General features: G+C 68.3%; 17 protein-coding genes. 9 read left to right on the forward strand and 8 right to left on the reverse strand.

What is annotated here, in order from left to right; genetic code table 11:
* Positions 1 to 38: 38 nt before the first annotated feature.
* The 3 genes from SB751_RS12290 to SB751_RS12300 all read right to left on the reverse strand — a co-directional run bounded on the left by SB751_RS12290 (position 39) and on the right by SB751_RS12300 (position 3,487).
* On the reverse strand, positions 39 to 953 hold the full coding sequence (locus SB751_RS12290; protein WP_144196968.1) for a LysR substrate-binding domain-containing protein: 915 nt from the start codon (positions 951 to 953) through the stop codon (positions 39 to 41).
* 117 nt (positions 954 to 1,070) lie between these two features.
* Entirely contained in the window at positions 1,071 to 3,221 is a 2,151-nt protein-coding gene (locus SB751_RS12295; protein ID WP_144196969.1) for a phosphocholine-specific phospholipase C, read from the reverse strand.
* A 53-nt stretch (positions 3,222 to 3,274) separates the two neighbouring features.
* Entirely contained in the window at positions 3,275 to 3,487 is a 213-nt protein-coding gene (locus SB751_RS12300; protein ID WP_144196970.1) for a hypothetical protein, read from the reverse strand.
* 451 nt (positions 3,488 to 3,938) lie between these two features.
* Here SB751_RS12300 and SB751_RS12305 point away from each other — a divergent pair, with 451 nt between their 5' ends.
* Positions 3,939 to 4,424: a hypothetical protein gene (locus tag SB751_RS12305; protein ID WP_144196971.1), complete on the forward strand. Its 486-nt coding sequence runs from the start codon at positions 3,939 to 3,941 to the stop codon at positions 4,422 to 4,424.
* Positions 4,425 to 4,433: 9 nt separating this feature from the next.
* Here SB751_RS12305 and SB751_RS12310 read toward each other — a convergent pair whose 3' ends face one another.
* Complete coding sequence (locus tag SB751_RS12310) at positions 4,434 to 5,582, reverse strand: DSD1 family PLP-dependent enzyme (RefSeq protein WP_144196972.1); 1,149 nt, start codon at positions 5,580 to 5,582, stop codon at positions 4,434 to 4,436.
* A 107-nt stretch (positions 5,583 to 5,689) separates the two neighbouring features.
* On the opposite strand from SB751_RS12310, the gene SB751_RS12315 reads away from it, so the two are divergent.
* The 4 genes from SB751_RS12315 (at position 5,690) to SB751_RS12330 (ending at position 9,648) form a co-directional block, all read left to right on the forward strand.
* Positions 5,690 to 7,042, forward strand: a complete 1,353-nt coding sequence (locus SB751_RS12315) for a tetratricopeptide repeat protein (RefSeq protein WP_211942790.1) — start codon at positions 5,690 to 5,692, stop codon at positions 7,040 to 7,042.
* 43 nt (positions 7,043 to 7,085) lie between these two features.
* Positions 7,086 to 7,457, forward strand: a complete 372-nt coding sequence (locus SB751_RS12320) for a DUF6152 family protein (protein ID WP_144196974.1) — start codon at positions 7,086 to 7,088, stop codon at positions 7,455 to 7,457.
* Positions 7,458 to 7,463: 6 nt separating this feature from the next.
* Positions 7,464 to 7,970, forward strand: a complete 507-nt coding sequence (locus SB751_RS12325) for a hypothetical protein (RefSeq protein ID WP_144196975.1) — start codon at positions 7,464 to 7,466, stop codon at positions 7,968 to 7,970.
* 130 nt (positions 7,971 to 8,100) lie between these two features.
* On the forward strand, positions 8,101 to 9,648 hold the full coding sequence (locus SB751_RS12330) for a methyl-accepting chemotaxis protein (protein ID WP_144196976.1): 1,548 nt from the start codon (positions 8,101 to 8,103) through the stop codon (positions 9,646 to 9,648).
* Positions 9,649 to 9,670: 22 nt separating this feature from the next.
* On the opposite strand, the gene SB751_RS12335 is transcribed toward SB751_RS12330, so the two are convergent.
* Together SB751_RS12335 and SB751_RS12340 are read right to left on the reverse strand one after the other, a co-directional pair.
* Positions 9,671 to 10,264, reverse strand: a complete 594-nt coding sequence (locus tag SB751_RS12335) for a 2-hydroxychromene-2-carboxylate isomerase (protein ID WP_144196977.1) — start codon at positions 10,262 to 10,264, stop codon at positions 9,671 to 9,673.
* Between the two features lie 56 nt (positions 10,265 to 10,320).
* Positions 10,321 to 11,049 carry an SDR family oxidoreductase gene (locus SB751_RS12340; protein ID WP_144196978.1) on the reverse strand — a complete coding sequence of 243 codons (729 nt, stop codon included), beginning with the start codon at positions 11,047 to 11,049 and terminating at the stop codon, positions 10,321 to 10,323.
* A 134-nt stretch (positions 11,050 to 11,183) separates the two neighbouring features.
* On the opposite strand from SB751_RS12340, the gene SB751_RS12345 reads away from it, so the two are divergent.
* From SB751_RS12345 to alaC, 4 genes are all read left to right on the forward strand, one after another.
* Positions 11,184 to 11,873, forward strand: a complete 690-nt coding sequence (locus SB751_RS12345; RefSeq protein ID WP_144196979.1) for a PadR family transcriptional regulator — start codon at positions 11,184 to 11,186, stop codon at positions 11,871 to 11,873.
* 20 nt (positions 11,874 to 11,893) lie between these two features.
* Complete coding sequence (locus SB751_RS12350) at positions 11,894 to 12,721, forward strand: siderophore-interacting protein (RefSeq protein WP_144196980.1); 828 nt, start codon at positions 11,894 to 11,896, stop codon at positions 12,719 to 12,721.
* 69 nt (positions 12,722 to 12,790) lie between these two features.
* Positions 12,791 to 13,180, forward strand: a complete 390-nt coding sequence (locus SB751_RS12355; protein ID WP_144196981.1) for a hypothetical protein — start codon at positions 12,791 to 12,793, stop codon at positions 13,178 to 13,180.
* Between the two features lie 126 nt (positions 13,181 to 13,306).
* A complete protein-coding gene (gene alaC / locus SB751_RS12360) occupies positions 13,307 to 14,521 on the forward strand; it encodes an alanine transaminase (protein WP_144196982.1) in 1,215 nt (404 codons plus the stop codon).
* A gap of 15 nt (positions 14,522 to 14,536) precedes the next feature.
* Here alaC and SB751_RS12365 read toward each other — a convergent pair whose 3' ends face one another.
* Complete coding sequence (locus SB751_RS12365; RefSeq protein ID WP_144196983.1) at positions 14,537 to 15,505, reverse strand: Bug family tripartite tricarboxylate transporter substrate binding protein; 969 nt, start codon at positions 15,503 to 15,505, stop codon at positions 14,537 to 14,539.
* A 133-nt stretch (positions 15,506 to 15,638) separates the two neighbouring features.
* Positions 15,639 to 16,550 (reverse strand): LysR family transcriptional regulator, encoded by a 912-nt coding sequence (locus tag SB751_RS12370; protein ID WP_144197165.1) that lies wholly within the window; start codon positions 16,548 to 16,550, stop codon positions 15,639 to 15,641.
* Between the last annotated feature and the right edge of the window lie 82 nt (positions 16,551 to 16,632).

Below are 16,632 nucleotides of genomic sequence, written 5' to 3' on the forward strand. Positions count from 1 at the left end.
TGGGGGCGGTGCGGTGGGGGCGCGAGGCTCAGGTCAACTCAGTTCAATATAGGTGCAGGTTGCGGAACCTCGCAATGCCGCTGCGCGGCGCTGCCCGGCAGCACCAGGCAGTCCAGCAGCGCGCGCACCAGCCGCGTCCCGCTGCGAATCTTGAGGCTGTAGAGATATTCGTGGATGACTGGCGCCTGGCTGGCGAACGGCACCACGCAGAGCGCGGGGTCGCGCGGCACCTCGCCCACGGGCATCACGCTGGCGCCAAGGTTGTGCCGGATCGCCTCGCAGATGGCTTCGCGGCTACCGATCACGGTATGCGGCGGGAGGTCGATGCCCACCGCGCCCAGCGCGGCCTCGGTGGCCTCGCGGGTCATCGACCCCTGTTCGCGCACGATCAGGTGGCAGGTGGCCAGTTCGGCCACCTCCACGCGGGGGCGGCGCGCCAGCGGGTGGAGCGGATGGGCGACCAGCACCATCGGGTCGGCGGCGAGCATGACGCGGGAGAGCCGGTCGTCGTCCACCGCGTGCGACGACACCGCGGCATCGATCCGGTATTCGAACAGCGCGTCGAGCATCTGCCGCGAATTGCCGATCTCGATGCTGACCGCCACGGCCGGGTAGCGTTCCCGGAACGCGGCCACGCTGCGCAGGATGTAGTAGGGGCCGGTGGCGCCAATCCGCAGGCTGCCCAGCCGCAGGTTGCCGGCGTTGCGGAGCAGGAAATCGGCCTCGCCCTCCTGCTGCATCATCTGTTCGGCCAGCGGCATCAGGGCCACGCCGACGTCGCTGAGGTCAAGCCGGCTGGCGCGGCGGTGGAACAGTTCCACGCCGTAGAGCACTTCCAGCTGGCGGATGCGGCCGGTGACAGTGGGCTGGCTGAGCCGCAGTTGCCGGGCCGCGCTCGTGATGCTGCCTTGCCGCGCCACTTCATAGAACGTCATCAGCAGATCGCCAAGCATGGGGCTCCCATCGAATTCAGGACGAACCCGCGAGCGTAGCCTGGCAATGTGACAGTGGTGGGTACGGCGGCGCCCCTCTCCCAAGGGGACAGGGGCGCCGACCGGGCCCAGGCGGGCTTAGCTCCCCATCGCCGGATCGGACACCGTGTGGGTGCCGTTCTCCACGCGGCCGGCAAAGCGCCGCGAGAAGCCGCCCTGCGTGGTGGTCACCGTGAAGTCATACCAGTTGCCCTGCGACTTCACCGGGAAGGGCTGGTCGAGTTCCTTGCCGGCGGGCAACTCGAAGGTCCACGGGCCGTCCGTGCGGTAGGCGTTGGGCACCACCGTGAACGTGCAGGCTGCCTTGCCACGGTTGATCAGCGTCAGCCAGACCTTGGGCTCGTCGGATTCCTCGTAGCACACGCGGATCTCCGGCGCGGCGCCGCCGCCGGCTTCCTGCTGGGCGCTCACGTCGCCGATGAAGGCGCGATGGTAGCCGTTCGGGCCCAGTACCCAGAGGTCGTAGCGGCCGCTGTCGGTGGCGTAGACATCCCAGGTGGCGTCGATGTCCTTGCCCGGCTCCACCGCGTAGCGGCGCGGCACGCTGCCCAGGTGCAGGCGGTCGTAGACATGGAACACCGCCGCCTGGGTGCCGTCATTGCGGAACTTCAGGATCATGGCGCGGTTGACCGGATCTTCCAGGCCGCTGGTGTGCAGCGTGTACGGCAGCGCGCGCGAGGGCCGCGTGCCGCTGGCCTGCGTCGGCATGGTCTGCGCCGCCACGGTCGGGGTGGGAATCTGGGCCAGCGCCTCCTGCTGGGTGCGCTGGGTGTCCGCGCCGGTCTTGTCGATCCCGGCGAAAGAGATCGACGTGGTGCCGTTCGGGTTGACGAAGTCGAACGCAGTCATCATGTCGCCCATCACCGCGCGGCGATAGGGGCTGATGTTGGTCTCCTGCACGCCGAAACGCTGCTCGAGGAAGCGCAGCACCGAGGTGTGGTCGAACACCTGCGAGTTGACCCAGCCGCCACGGCTCCACGGCGATACCACGTACATCGGCACGCGCGGGCCGGGGCCGAACGGCGTCTTGTCCACGCTGTAGTACTCGGCGGCGGCGTCCATCGTGGTGGCGCCGACGGGCTTGCCCGCGCCATCCAGCGCCGGGGCGCAGGGCGGCGGCACGTGGTCGAAGAAGCCGTCGTTTTCGTCGAAATTGATCAGCAGGACGGTCTTGCTCCAGATGTCCGGGTTGGCCGTCAGCGCGTTGAGCACCTCCTGGGTGTACCAGGCGCCCTGCACCGGGCTCGACGGCCCCGGGTGCTCCGAGTACGTGGCCGGGGCCACGATCCACGATACCTGCGGCAGCGTGCCGGCGGCGATGTCGTCGCGCAGTGCCTGCAGGAAGCCGCCATCGGGCATGGTGTTGGCGATGCCCTTGAACAGCGGGTTCACGGCGTCGTTGGCCGGCGTGTAGGCCGGGTAGGGCGCACCGTTGGCCGCGTTGCCGAGCGCGGCGTTGGCGGCGCGGTACTGGGCGAAGCCGGCCAGCGGGTTGTCGGTGAAGTTGTCCGGCATGTTCTGGTAGACCTTCCAGGTCACGCCGGCGGTCTGCAGGCGCTCCGGGTAGGTGGTCCAGGTGTAGTTGATGCCGGTGGCGTCGAGCGAGTCGCCGCTGTTGTCGATCACCGGGCCGCCCTTCTGGCCGAACGGGTCGTTGGTGCCGGTCCAGTGGAACAGGCGGTTGGTGTTGGTGCCGCCGTGGAAGCTGCAGTGGTAGGCGTCGCACAGCGTGAAGGCGTCCGCCAGCGCGAACTGGAATTCCAGCTCCTTCTGCTTGTAGTAACCCATCGACTGGCGCTGCTTGGAGGTCGGCCACGCGCTCATGCGGCCGAGGTCCCAGGCGGCCTGGCCGTCCGGCTGGCTGTGCGGGGTGCCGCTCACGCGCTGGGCGTTGCCGGCGGTGCTGTCCAGGTGGTACGGCAGCACTACGCGATTGGTGTTGCCGCTGGCGTAAGTCTGCTGGAACACGTTGCGGCCGCCCGGCAGCGGGATCGGGAAGCGGTCACCGAAGCCGCGCACACCCTTGAACGTGCCGAAGTAGTTGTCGAACGAGCGGTTTTCCTGCATCAGGATCACCACGTACTGCACGTCCTGGATCGATTTGTTGACGTTGTTGGCCGGAATGGCCAGCGCGCGGCGAATGGCCGGCGGAAACGCGGCGAGCGCGGCGGTTGCGGCGGCGCTGCCGCCTGCCATCTTGAGGAAATTGCGTCGGCTGCTGGAGTTCATGTCGAGTTCTGCCCTGAGCGGTTCTGGATTCGAGGAGGTGGGATCGCGGCGCTTCAGGGCGCGCACTTCAGCTTGGGCGTATCGGTGGGCTGGCCCGGCTGGGTCGGCGTGCCGCCAGGTTGCCCAGTGGTGGGCGGGGTGTCGTCGCCGCCACAGGCGGTCAGCGCCGCGCAGAGCAGCAGGGTGGCGGCCAGCCCGGCCAGGGGGCGCGGGGCTTTGGGCGGCCGCACGTGGGCAAGGCTGGCAAGGGTGCGGATGTCGTGCATGGTCTGGATTCTCTTGCGGAGGGGTGGGGTGGGTGCCGTCAAGCGCCCTATGCGTTGCTCGCGTCGTTCGCGTGGCTCGCGATGCGCTTCGCAGCGTACGGTCCCGCCTTGTCCCGGCGGTGACATATGCCCCAAGAATCCTGATACGGACATTCGCCGATTTGGCCCCGAAGGGCGCTGAATGCACATTGGCTGGCGTCGGTTGCTGCGTCGCACCAAGTCCTGTGCTATGGTGTTTGGAAGGTTTCCTCCAATTTGCCCCCGAATCCCGTTTACCTGTCAGACTGCCGGACTCGGGAAGATCCTTGCCCAGACCGGGTTGCAGGACCGGCGCATCGGATAGCCCCCCATCAATGCATTTTTGTTGCACTTGCAACGTGGCATGACCTTGCTTGTCGGCAAGGCTTTCCGCCCCCATTCTGCAATGCGGAAGGGCTTGCAGGAGCGGTACATGAACACCGAATCACGTTACGTCTGGCATTACACCGTGGGTACGCCGCTGGCCGCGATTGCGCGCTCGGGTCGGCTCAAGCCCGCGATGGCCCATGGCCGGCCCGCGCGTCCTGGCGAGCAGGACATCCTATGGTTTTCGCGCAACCAGCAATGGGACCCATCCGCCACTCAGGACGATGGCCTGAGCGAGGCGCGCCACGCGCTTTCGCGCGCCGCCCTGCATGCGCGCTTTGGGCTCTACCGGTTTGGCATCGCGGCCACTGACCCGCGCCTGCTGCCGTGGCCGACGGTCACGCGCGTGGCCGATATCGAGGTGCCCGATGCCATGGCGATGGTGGCCGCCGGCCTGCGCTGCGGCGCCGCACCCACCGACTGGATCGGCACGCTGAACGAGATTCCGCTGTCCGAGCTGCGCTTCGAGGCGTGGACCGGCCGCGAATGGACCACCGCCGATCTCAACGAGCTGGCCGCCCAGCTCGCCTAGCTCACACGTTCAGCGACTCAGCCCGCGCGCGGCCACCGGCCACACCGCTTCCACCACGCCGCCGCGCACCGCCACCAGTGCATCGTAGAGATTGAGGGTCGGGTCGCAATGGCCCGGCACCAGCAGCACGCGGCTGCCCAGCGCGGGCAGGGCGGCGAGGTTGCCGGCCTGCCGGGGTTTGACGATGCCATGCTCGTCGTTCGCTGCCACGTATTCCAGCGCCCCGGACGCCGCGCCATCGGCCCAGATCCACGGCAACCCTGAATCCACCGCCATCGACTTCAGCCCCGCATCGAGGATGACGCGGTCGCCGGCGGCCACACTCATCACCGTCGTGGCGATAAACAGGCTGTGCTCGAAGCGCAGGGCGCCCGGATAGGCGTTGCTGCCGTAGTCGGCGTCCATGAACACGTACGAGCCCGGCTGGATCTCGGTGTACACGCCGCTGCCCACGTCGAACTCCACGCTGCCGCTGCCGCCGCCCGTTACCACCTCGCATTGCACGCCCGCCACCGCCAGCTTCGCCAGCACGGCGCCGGTGCGTTCGGCGGCTTGCGCTGCGGCGTCGCGGCGGGCCGCCCAGTCGCGCAGATGCTGGATGCCGCCGTGGTACGCCTGCAAGCCGCGCAGGGACAGGCGGGGATGGGCGGCAATCCGTTCTGCCAGGGCGATGGCCGCCGGCGCGTCGGCCACACCGCAGCGGCCCTGGCCGACATCGATCTCGATAAAGACGTCCAGTTGCGTGCCGGCGGCCTCGGTGGCTGCCGCCAGGGTGTCAATTTGTGATGCATCGTCCACACACACGCTGAGGCGCGCATGGCGGGCCAACTCGGCCAGCAGCGCCGCCTTGGTCGGCGACGCAATCTCGTTACTGATATGGATGTCGGTCACGCCGGCCGCCACGAAGGGCACGGCCTCGCTGACCTTCTGGCAGCAGATGCCCACCGCGCCGCGCGCGATCTGCGCCAGCGCAATCTCGGGGCACTTGTGCGCCTTGGCGTGCGGGCGCAGTTTCACGCCGGCGCGGTCGGCGGCGTCCTGCATGCGCGCCACGTTGCGCGTGAAGGGGGCGAGGTCAAGGATCAGGGACGGTGTGTCGATGGCATCGACGGACTGGCCGGGGATGGCGGCGGGCGGCAGATCAAAAGACAGGGGCATGGCGGCAAGGATGTGATGGATGGGGCCGGGGAGCGGAAGCGTAGCACGCGCGATTCCACTACGATGAGGAAGTCCGCGCCGATGCGGACCCAAACCAGGAGGGCGCCATGGCAACCGATGCAAGAGGCCTGGAAGTCACATCCAATCATCCCGCCGCGCTCGCGCACTATGAGACCGGGCTGGCGCTGCTGCATGGCTACTACGGCGACCCGCTGGCGGCGGTGGATGCCGCGCTGGCCGACGACCCCGACTTCGCCATGGGCCACGCACTGCGCGCCGCGCTGATGGTGACCTCGGGCGACGGCACCGCCGTGCCCCTGCTGCGCGAGAGCGTGGAGGCCGGCGAGGCCCTGGGCGACCGCGCCAACCTGCGCGAGCGCCGCCATCTGGCCGCCGCGCGCGCCTGGCTGGACGGGCGATTCGCCGAGTCGGTGCAGGCGTACGGTGACATCGCCATCGACTATCCGCGCGACATCCTCGCCGTGCAGGTGGCCCATCTGGGCGATTTCCTGCTCGGCCAGTCGTCGATGCTGCGCGACCGCGTCGCGCAGGTGCTGCCCCATTGGGACAGGGATGTGCCCGGCTACGGCTACCTGCTCGGCATGCACGCCTTCGGGCTCGAGGAATCCAATCGCTATGAAGACGCCGAGGCGCGTGGCCGCGAGGCCGTGGCGCTGAACCCGCGCGATCCGTGGGCGATCCACGCCGTGGCGCATGTGATGGAGATGCAGGGCCGGCTGGACGACGGCGCGGCATGGCTGCGCGCGCACGTATCGGACTGGTCTGAAGACAACATGCTGGCGGTGCACAACTGGTGGCATCTGGCCCTGTTCCTGCTCGAACAGGAGCGCTACGACGAAGTACTGGCGCTCTACGACGCGCACATCAACCGGCCGGCGCCGGCCATTGCGCTCGATCTGGTCGATGGCGCCGCGCTGCTGTGGCGGCTGCACCTGCGCGGCGTGGATGCAGGCGCGCGCTGGGCCGCGCTGGCCGACGACTGGTACACGCGCGGCGCGGCCGGCTACTACGCCTTCAACGATGTGCACGCCATCATGGCGTGCCTGGGCGCGGGCCGCGACGACGCCGTGGCAGAGATCCGCGCGGCCATGGCGGGCGCGGCGATCGGGCAGGGCACCAACGCGATGATGTCGCGCGACGTGGGCCTGCCCGTGGCCGACGCGATGATCGCCTTCGCGCGCGGCGACTATGCCGCCACGGTGGCGCTGCTGATGCCGGTGCGCATCCTCACCCATCGCTTCGGCGGCAGCCACGCCCAGCGCGACGTCTTCGCGCTGACCCTGATCGAAGCGGCCCTGCGTGGCCGCCACGCCAACCTCGCCGCCGCGCTGGTGGCCGAGCGCGCCGCGCTCAAGCCGATGAACCCAAGCCTCGCCGCGTTAGCCGGCCGCGCACGGCGGACATCGCAGGCCCAGGAAACCCGTTCGACGCTGCACTGATCCATCCCCCTGCATCCACCTTGTCGCCAACCTGGAGGTCACCATGCATCAACCGACGTTCCGCTCGAAGCCCCTGCGTCTCGCCGCCGTCCTGCTGGCGATGGCCAGCCTGCCGGCCATCGCCCACCATGGCTGGTCCACCTATGACCAGACCAAGCCGCTGACCGTGACCGGCAAGGTGGTGGAGAGCCACTACGAGAACCCGCACGCCACGATCCGGGTGGATGCGCAGGGCAAGCGCTGGTTTGCCGTGCTGGCGCCGGTGTCGCGCATGGAGTCCCGCGGCGCCACGCAGGAGAAGGTGGCCGTGGGCAAGCAGGTAACCCTTGTCGGCTACCAGAGCAAGGAAAAGGCCGACGAGATGCGCGTGGAGCGCATCACGGTAGACGGCGGCCAGACCGTGGAACTGCGTTGAGTGTCGATGGAGGCACTTGGCGAGCTGGGCGCCACGCTCGCCGCGTGGCCGTTCTCGGTGGCGCTGCGGGCGTCGTCCTGGGCGTATCCGATCATCGAGATCGTGCATCTGGCCGGCATGGCGCTGCTGTTCGGGTCCATCGTCGTGGTGGACCTGCGGCTGGCCGGGCTGGGGCGGCAGTTGCCGGTCACCACGCTGCTGCGCCATGCGCTGCCGGCCTCGGTGGCGGGCTTCCTCGCCGTGGTGGCCAGCGGGGCGCTGCTGTTCCTGGCGCATGCCGATGAACTGATCGTCAACCGCGCGTTCCTGATCAAGATCGTGCTGATCGGGCTCGGGCTGGCCAACGCGCTCTGGTTCCATCAGGGGCCTTACCGGCAGTTGCATGCCGCGCCAGCCGGCGCCAGCTGGGATATCGGCCAGCCACCGCCCACGGGCGCGCGTGCCTGCGCCATGGTGTCGCTGCTGACGTGGGGGCTGGTGATCTGCGCGGGCCGGCTGATCGCCTATGTCTGAGCCGCTGCAGGGCTGTCTGGACCACGCAATTTGATGTAACGCAAATGGCGTGCAGGCGTTGCTCAAGGTTTAAGGGGGCGGGTCGTTAAGCCTGATCGGTACTCCATCGATCCAACGAACAACCTGCCCCATGAACAACCTCAGTATTCGCCATGGCCTGCTGGCCACCCTGGTGGTCTTCGGACTGATGATCCTGTTTGGCGCCGCCCTGGGCGTGACCGAGCTGCGTGCAGCAAGCGGCGCTTCCGAGCGCATTCACGTGGTGGCCACGCGCGCCATGCTGATCAACGACGCCTACAAGGACATGACGCGCGCGCGCTCGGCCCTGACCCGCGCCTATAGCTCTGCCAAGGAGTCTGGCGCGGTGAACGCGGACGCCATCGCCAGCGCCGAGAAGTCGATGCGCAAGTCCGCCGATGAGCTGAACGCCTTCGAGAAGGCCGCGCCTATCGAAGGCCAGGACGCCGGCACGCGAGAGGAGATCATCGGCGCGGGCCGTGCCCATATGGATGCCGTGCAGCGCGCGCTCGAGGCGCTGCGCAGCAATGACCCGGCGGGTTACGCGGCGATCAACGACAAGGACATCACCGCCTCCGGCGCGAAGTACTCGGCTGGCGTGGAGCGCTTCCAGAAATTCGCCGAGCAGCATAACGACGCGGCCGTGGCCACGGGCCGCAGCCGCTTCCATCGCGTACTGGTGCTGGTGGGGATTGGCCTGGCGGCGTCGGTGCTGCTGATCGTAGCGGTGCACGTGGCACTGCGCCGGCTGGTGGTGGCGCCGCTCAACGCGGCCTGTCAGCTGATCATGCGCGTGGCCGATGGCGACCTGACCATGACCGTGCCGCCGGCGGGCCGCAACGAGATTGGCCAGTTGCTGGACGCGCTGGCCCGCATGCGCGCCGGCCTGACCGAGACCGTGCGCAAGGTGCGCGCGGGTTCCGATGCCGTGACCACCGGCGCGCGCGAGATCGCGGCGGGGAACACGGACCTGTCCTCGCGTACCGAGGAACAGTCGTCGGCGCTGGAGCAGACCGCCGCCAGCATGGAGGAACTGACCTCCACCGTCGGCAACAACGCGGAGAGCGCCAGCCGGGCCAGCGCGCTGGCGCGCGACGCGGCGGACCTCGCCCAGCGCGGCGGCGATGTGGTGCGCGGCGTGGTGCAGACCATGAGCGACATCAACACGAGTTCGCAGAAGATCGTCGACATCATCGGCGTGATCGACGGCATTGCCTTCCAGACCAACATCCTCGCGCTCAACGCCGCCGTGGAAGCCGCGCGCGCGGGCGAGCAGGGCCGGGGCTTTGCCGTGGTGGCGGGCGAGGTGCGCGCGCTGGCGCAGCGCAGTGCCGGGGCGGCCAAGGAGATCAAGGCGCTGATCGATTCGTCGGTGGAACGCGTGGACGCCGGCAGCACCCAGGTGGAGCAGGCCGGCAACACCATCGGCGAGATTGTTGGCGCGGTGCAGCGGCTGGCGGCTACGGTCAACGAGATCTCGGCGGCGTCGCAGGAGCAGTCCAGCGGCATCACGCAGGTCAGCGAGGCGGTGTCCCAGATGGAGCAGGTCAACCAGCAGAACGCCGCGCTGGTGGAGCAGGCCGCCGCAGCGGCCGACTCGCTCGAGGCGCAGGCCAACCAGCTGGCGGCGGCCGTGACGGTATTCCGTCTGGCGGCTTGACCCTTCCACGCATTGGCAGACCTCAGGCCGCCAGCCGTTCCTCCACGAACAGCAGGCGGTCGTTGCCCCAGAACAGTTCCCCATCGACGATAAAGCTGGGCGCGCCGAAAATGCCGCGCGCCACGGCTTCCTCCGTCACGCGCTTGAGTTCGGCCTTGACCTCGGGGTCATCGAGCATGGCCAGCGCCTGCCGGGGGTCCATCCCCGCATCGACCAGCACTTTTCCGATCTCCTGGGGATCGTTGAGGTTGCGGCCGTCCTCCCACATCGCACGGAAGATCGCCTCCACGTAACGCGCGAAGGCGTCCGCGCCCTGGCGCTGGTAGCCGATGGCGCCGCGCATCAGCGCCAGCGTGTTGACCGGGAAATAGGGGTTGTGGCGGAACGGCACGTCGTAGCGGCGCGCCCAGCGCTCGGTGTCTGTCTTCGACCATTGCGACTTGAGCGGGATGTCGGCCGGGCTGTGGTTGCCGGTGGCCTTGAACACGCCGCCCAGCAGCATCGGCCGCCAGACGATGGTGGCGCCGGTGCGCGCCGCCACGCGCGGGAGTTCCTTGTAGGCCAGGTAGGAATAGGGGCTGCCGAAGTCGAAGAAAAACTCCACCTGCTTGGTCATCGCATGTCTCCGTTGTAGTTTGTGACAGTTGTCCGGGGCGGCGGGGCGGGGCGGGGCTACCAGTGCTCGATCCAGGGGCGGATGTCCAGTTCGTGGGTCCAGGCGTCGCGCGGCTGCTGGTGCAGCATCCAGTAGGTATCGGCGATGTGCTCCGGATTGACGATGCCATCGCGCGCCTTGGCCGCGTAGCGGTCTGGAAAGTTCTCGCGGATAAAGGCGGTGTCGATGGCGGCATCGACAATCAGGTGGGCCACGTGAATCCCCTGCGGCCCCAGTTCGCGCGCCATGCTCTGCGCCAGCGCCCGCAGCGCGTGTTTGGCGCCGGCGAACGCCGACATCCCATCGCGCCCGCGCACGCTGGCCGTGGCGCCGGTGAAGAAGATCGAGCCGCGCTGGCGCGGCAGCATCGCGCGTGCCGCCTCGCGGCCCATCAGGAAGCCGCCGAAGCAGGCCATCTCCCACACCTTGAAGTACACGCGCGAGGTGGTTTCCAGGATCGGAAAGTTGACGTTGGCGCCGATGTTGAACACGGCCACTTCCAGCGGGGCGATGTCGCGCTCGATGCGTGCGATCAGCGCCACGGTGTCTTCTTCCTTGCGGGCGTCGCAGGCGAAGGCGTGGGCCTCGCCCCCTTCGGCGCGGATCTGGTCGACCAGATCCGCGAGCTTGTCTGCGCTGCGCCGGGTCACGCAGGCGATATAGCCCTCGCGCGCAAAGCGTCGGGCAATGGCACCGCCTGTGGCGTCTCCGGCACCTACTACCAGGATGGCTTTCTTGTCGGGCATCGCGTCTCCTCCGTGGTTTGCGTCGCATTGTGACAGCAAAGGCAGAATCGCTTCGGGCTTGACTTTGTATCGTACGATATATATCTTACGATACGTCTTACGATAGATTCGTGAACCCGACAACGGAGTGCAGCATGCGACATCTCTTTGGATTTCCCTTCGGTTCCCCCTTCGGTGAGCACCATCATCACCATGCCCACGACGGCTGCGGCCACCGCTTCGGCAAGCACGCCATGTCCCGCCGGGGCGGCGGTTTCTGGTCTCAGGGCGGCGGCCCGGACTTTGAGGGGGGCGATGGCTTCGATGGCGATAGCTGGCGCCGGGGCCGCAAGTTCAGCGCGGAAGACCTGCAGCTGCTGCTGCTGTCGCTGCTCGAGGAAAAGCCGTCGCACGGCTACGAATTGATCAAGGCGCTGGAGGCCCGCACCGGCGGCTTCTACAAGCCGAGCCCGGGCGTGGTCTATCCCGCGCTGACCTTCCTCGAGGACCTCGGCTACGCCACGGTCATCACCGAAGGCAACAAGAAGCGCTACGAACTGGCCGATGCGGGCCGCGCCTACCTGGCCGAGAACCGCGAGCGGCTCGAGCACATGGTCGCCCGGCTGCGCCACGTGGCGCGCAAGATGGACTTCATGCGCCGTGCCATGAGCGGCGAGCCCCAGCGCGAGCCGGAGCAGGGCGGCTGGCTGCCCGAATTCGTCGAGGCGCGCCTGCGCATCAAGCGCGCGCTGACCCAGCGCAGCGAGGCCTCCGCCGACGAACAGCGCCGCATCGCCGCCATCCTGGCCCGCGCCGCCGACGAGATCGAAGCCGGCCAGTCCTGAACCCTAATACAAGGTATTCCATGACGATTTCCCGTGACCTGACGGTCCAGCGCGTGCGCCATCCGCTCAAGATGCGCCTGCTCCAGGTGCTGCGCACCCAACTGGTGTCCCCGCAGCTGCTGCGCGTGACGCTCGGCGGCGACGATCTGGCCGATTTCACCTCAGGCTCCTTCGACGACCATATCAAGGTGTTTTTCCCCGCGCCCGGCGCCGAGCGCCCGGTGCTGCCAGTGGTGGGCCCGGACGGCATCGTGTTCCCCGAGGGCCAGCCGCGCCCGCAGGCGCGCGACTACACGCCGCGCCGCTACGACCCCGTGGCGCGCGAGCTGGACATCGAATTCGTGCTCCATGGCGATGGCCCCGCCTCCACGTGGGCGGCGCAGGCCCGGCCGGGGCAGTACCTGGGCGTGGGCGGGCCGCGCGGCTCGTTCGTGATTCCGACGGCGTTTGACTGGCACCTGCTGATCGGCGACGACACGGCGCTGCCGGCCATCGCCCGCCGCGTGGAGGAACTGGGGCCCGATGCCCAGGTGATCGTGGTGGCCGAGGTGACCAGCGCCAAGGCGCAGATCCCGCTCGCCGTGGGGCCGCGTGCGCAGGTGCATTGGCTCCATCGGGAAGATCAGCCCGAAGTTCGCGTCCCAGAAGGCAGCCTGCTGGCCCCGGCGCTGCAATCGGTGAACCTGCCCGCAGGCGAGGGCTATGTCTGGGCAGCCGGCGAGGGTGCCGCGATGCGCGCCGTGCGCCAGCACCTGGTGGGCGAGCGCGGCGTGGACAAGGCCCGCATCCGCGCATCGGCCTACTGGAAGCGCGGCAACGCGGCGGTGCACGAGACCCTCGACGATTAAGCTCGCCGGGTTTGGACGGGCGGCGGGCGCCGGCTACACTGGCTGGATGCCAACCGCCCGGGATGTGCCATGCCGCTGAAGCGCCTGACCCTGCTGTCGATTGCTGCTGCCGTGGTCATGACCGCCGCCGCCTGTGCCCCGGATGCGGTGCGCAACGTCGAGGCCAAGGGCTTCAACGCCTATCTCGATACGGTCCAGACGGCCTGCGCCAATGCGCGCCTGGGCTCGCACCCGCTGGGCGAGTGGCTGCGCAGCGGCGGCGACGACAGCGACAGCGACTACGTGTTCTGGCTCGACCAGACCTCCCGGCTCTACTACCAGCGCATCAGCGTGCCGCAGTACCGGAGTTCCATCGCCGGGGCCATGGGCGGCGACAAGGCCAACGCCGCCGCGCTCGACTGCATCGTCCGCCACCTGCCGGCGGATCGTCCCACCAAGGTGCCCGGCGGGCTGCTGTAGCGGCTGTAGTAAAAAAGCCCGTTGTGCAAACGGGCAAGGCTGGATAAGATCGATTCCCGGTGGCCGAGACAACGGCCGCCGACGTCGCTCGGACGGTTCCGGGCGCTTACGTAAAGGACTCCCGCCATGACTGCCGATTCCGGCAAGCGCCGCTTTGCGCGCATCGATCGCCTTCCCCCGTACGTCTTCAACATTACTGCCGAGCTCAAGATGGCCGCCCGCCGCCGTGGCGAGGACATCGTCGACATGAGCATGGGCAACCCCGATGGCGCCACGCCGCCCCATATCGTGGCCAAGCTCGTGGATGCCGCGCAGCGGCCGGACACGCACGGCTATTCGGCCTCCAAGGGCATTCCCCGGTTGCGCCGCGCCATCTCGCACTGGTACCGCGAGCGCTACGACGTGGAGATCGATCCGGACAAGGAGGCGATCGTCACCATCGGCTCCAAGGAGGGCCTCGCCCACCTGATGCTGGCCACGCTGGACCGGGGCGACACCGTGCTGGTGCCGGACCCGAGCTACCCGATCCATATCTACGGCGCGGTGATTGCCGGCGCCGACATCCGCTCGGTGCCGCTGACCCCGGGCATCGACTTCTTCGCCGAACTGGAACGCGCCATCCGGGGCAGCTACCCGAAGCCCAAGATGATCGTGCTGGGTTTCCCGTCGAACCCGACGGCGGCCTGCGTGGAGCTGGACTTCTTCGAGCGGGTGATTGCGCTGGCGCGCAAGCACGACATCTTCGTGGTGCACGACCTGGCCTACGCCGATATCGTGTTCGATGGCTGGAAGGCCCCGTCGATCATGCAGGTGCCGGGGGCGAAGGACATCGCGGTGGAGTTCTTCACGCTGTCCAAGAGCTACAACATGGCGGGCTGGCGCATCGGCTTCATGGTCGGCAACCCGGACCTCGTGGCCGCCTTGACGCGCATCAAGAGTTACCACGACTACGGCACTTTCACGCCGCTCCAGGTGGCGGCAATTGCCGCGCTGGAGGGCGACCAGCAATGCGTGAAGGACATCGCCGCCCAATACCAGTCCCGCCGCGACGTGCTGGCCAAGGGCCTGATCGAGGCCGGCTGGCCGGTGGAAATTCCCAAGGCGTCGATGTACATCTGGGCCCGCATCCCCGAACCCTACCGCGCGCTGGGCTCCCTCGAATTCGCCAAGCAGCTGCTGGCGAAGGCCAAGGTGTCGGTCTCGCCGGGCATCGGCTTTGGCGACTACGGCGATGAATACGTGCGCTTCGCCCTGATCGAAAACGAATCCCGCATCCGCCAGGCCGTCAGGGGCATCAAGTCGATGTTCCGGGCGGATGGGTTGGTTGGGGTGGGGGGGTAGCCCCACCCCTACACCTCAATCGATCCGCGCCCCTGACTGGATCACCACGGGCTTCCATTGCTCGTATTCCGCCAGCACGAACTTGCCGAAGGCTTCCGGGGCCAGTTGCATGGCCTCGGCGCCTTGCTGGGACATCTTCGTGCGCACTTCCGGCTTGTTCAGCGCATCGCTGACCGCCTTGTTGAGCGTGGCGACGATGGCCTTCGGGGTGCCCTTGGGGGCGAACAGCCCGAACCACGCGCCGGTAACCAGGTTCGGCACGCCGGCTTCGGCCATGGTGGGGATGTCCGGCAGGGCGGCGGAGCGCTTGCGCGAGGTCACCGCCAGCGGGCGCAGCGCGCCGCCCCGGATGTGCGAGATCACTGACGGAATCGTCGCGAACATGAACTGTACGCGGCCGGCCAGCAGGTCGTTCAGCGCATCGGCGCCCTTGTACGGCACGTGGGTAGTCTTCACGCCGGTGCGCGCGTTGAACAGCACGCCGGAGAGATGCGCCGCGGTACCCACCCCAGTCGAACTGAAATTCAGCGTGTTGGGGTGCGTCTTGGCATAGGCCACCAGTTCCTGCACGGACTTCACCGGCAGCGTGGGGCTCACCACGAGCACGTTCGGCACGTCCGCGATGGGCGCCACGGCGGTGAGGTCCGTCTGCGGATTGACCTTGAGCTTGCTGTAGAGCGTGGGATTGATTGCCACCGGGCCGACCGAGGTGGCCAGCAGCGTGTAGCCGTCCGGGTCGCTGCGGCCGACGTAGTCCGTGCCGATATTGCCGCCGGCGCCGGGCCGGTTCTCCACCACCACGCTCTGGCCGAGCGTCTGGCCAAGCTGCTGGGCGACTTCGCGCGCCAGGATGTCAGTGGTGCCGCCGGCGGTGAAGGCCACCACCATGCGTACCGGCTTGGACGGGTAGGGTTGCTGGGCGCCCGCCGTGGCGGCGCAGCACAGCAGCAGGCCGGCGGCCGTGCGCCGCAGGATCTTGTTCATGGCTGTCTCCGAATCGTGTCGTTATGTCAGCCATGTTAGGAAGCCGCCAGCCGCCAGCTTTGAAAAAAGAGCAACGCAGCGTTCTTTGCGCGCATGGCGGAAAACCCTGAGCCCGCCGCCGGCTGAATGCCGCCTACCTCGGCTTCTGGAAGTGCTGCTCCATCGCCGCGCAGCGGCTCAGGTACTCCAGCAGCCGTCCCACGCCCGCCGGCAGGCAGTCCTTGTCGCGCACACACACGTAGAAATCCCGCACAGCCCAGGCATCGTTCAGCGTCAGCAGGGACAGGCCCATCATCGCCAGATAGTTCCGGGCGATGCCCTCGGGCACCACGGCAATGCCGAGCCCCTCGCGCACCATGCGGCAGCGTGCCTCGAAGTTCGACACCTGGGTCTTCACGGTCAGCGGCCGGGAGATGGTGCCGGACACCAGCGTCAGGAAGGCATCGAAGGTATGGCGCGGAAAGTAGCCGAGGAAGTCGTAGTCGAGCGCCTCTTCCAGCAGCAGCGCGCCCTTGGCCTCCAGCGGATGCCCGCGCGGCACCACCAGCCCCACGCGGTCCTTGCGGTACGGCAGCGAGTACACGCCGGGGCTGGGGCTGCGCGCGTGATAGATGCCGATGTCCACGTCGCCGTTGGAGACCATGCGCGGAATATCCACGCTGAAGGACTCCACCAGGTCGATGCGCGCCTCCGGGTCGTGCTTGAGATAGCCGCTGATGTCGGTGGGCAGGAACTGGAGCACCGTGGAGCGGTTGGAGGCCAGGCGGATCTTGGCGATGCCGTCCGTCGAGTAGGCCGCCAGCGCATCCTGCGCCAGCTGCACGCTGCGCACGATGGCCTTGGCGCGCTGGTAAAGCATGGCGCCGGCCGGCGTGGGCTCCACGCCCCGGCCATGGCGACGCAGCAGGGCGGTGCCGGCGCGGCGCTCCAGTTCGGCAATGCGCTTGCTGGCGGCGGAAGTGACGAGGTTCTCGCGCTCCGCGGCGCGCGAGAGGCTTTTTTCCTCGACGGCGGCGATCAGGATGGCGAGCGAGGGGATATCCATGTCCATGGGCGCGGGCGTTCTCCAGACGGAAAGGGTTCCGGGGGGGCGCTGCCGGGCGGCGGATCTGGCGATGCGGGTTTTC

Origin of the sequence: Cupriavidus sp. SIMBA_020 (assembly GCF_046535395.1) — a bacterium.
Taxonomy (GTDB): domain Bacteria; phylum Pseudomonadota; class Gammaproteobacteria; order Burkholderiales; family Burkholderiaceae; genus Cupriavidus; species Cupriavidus campinensis.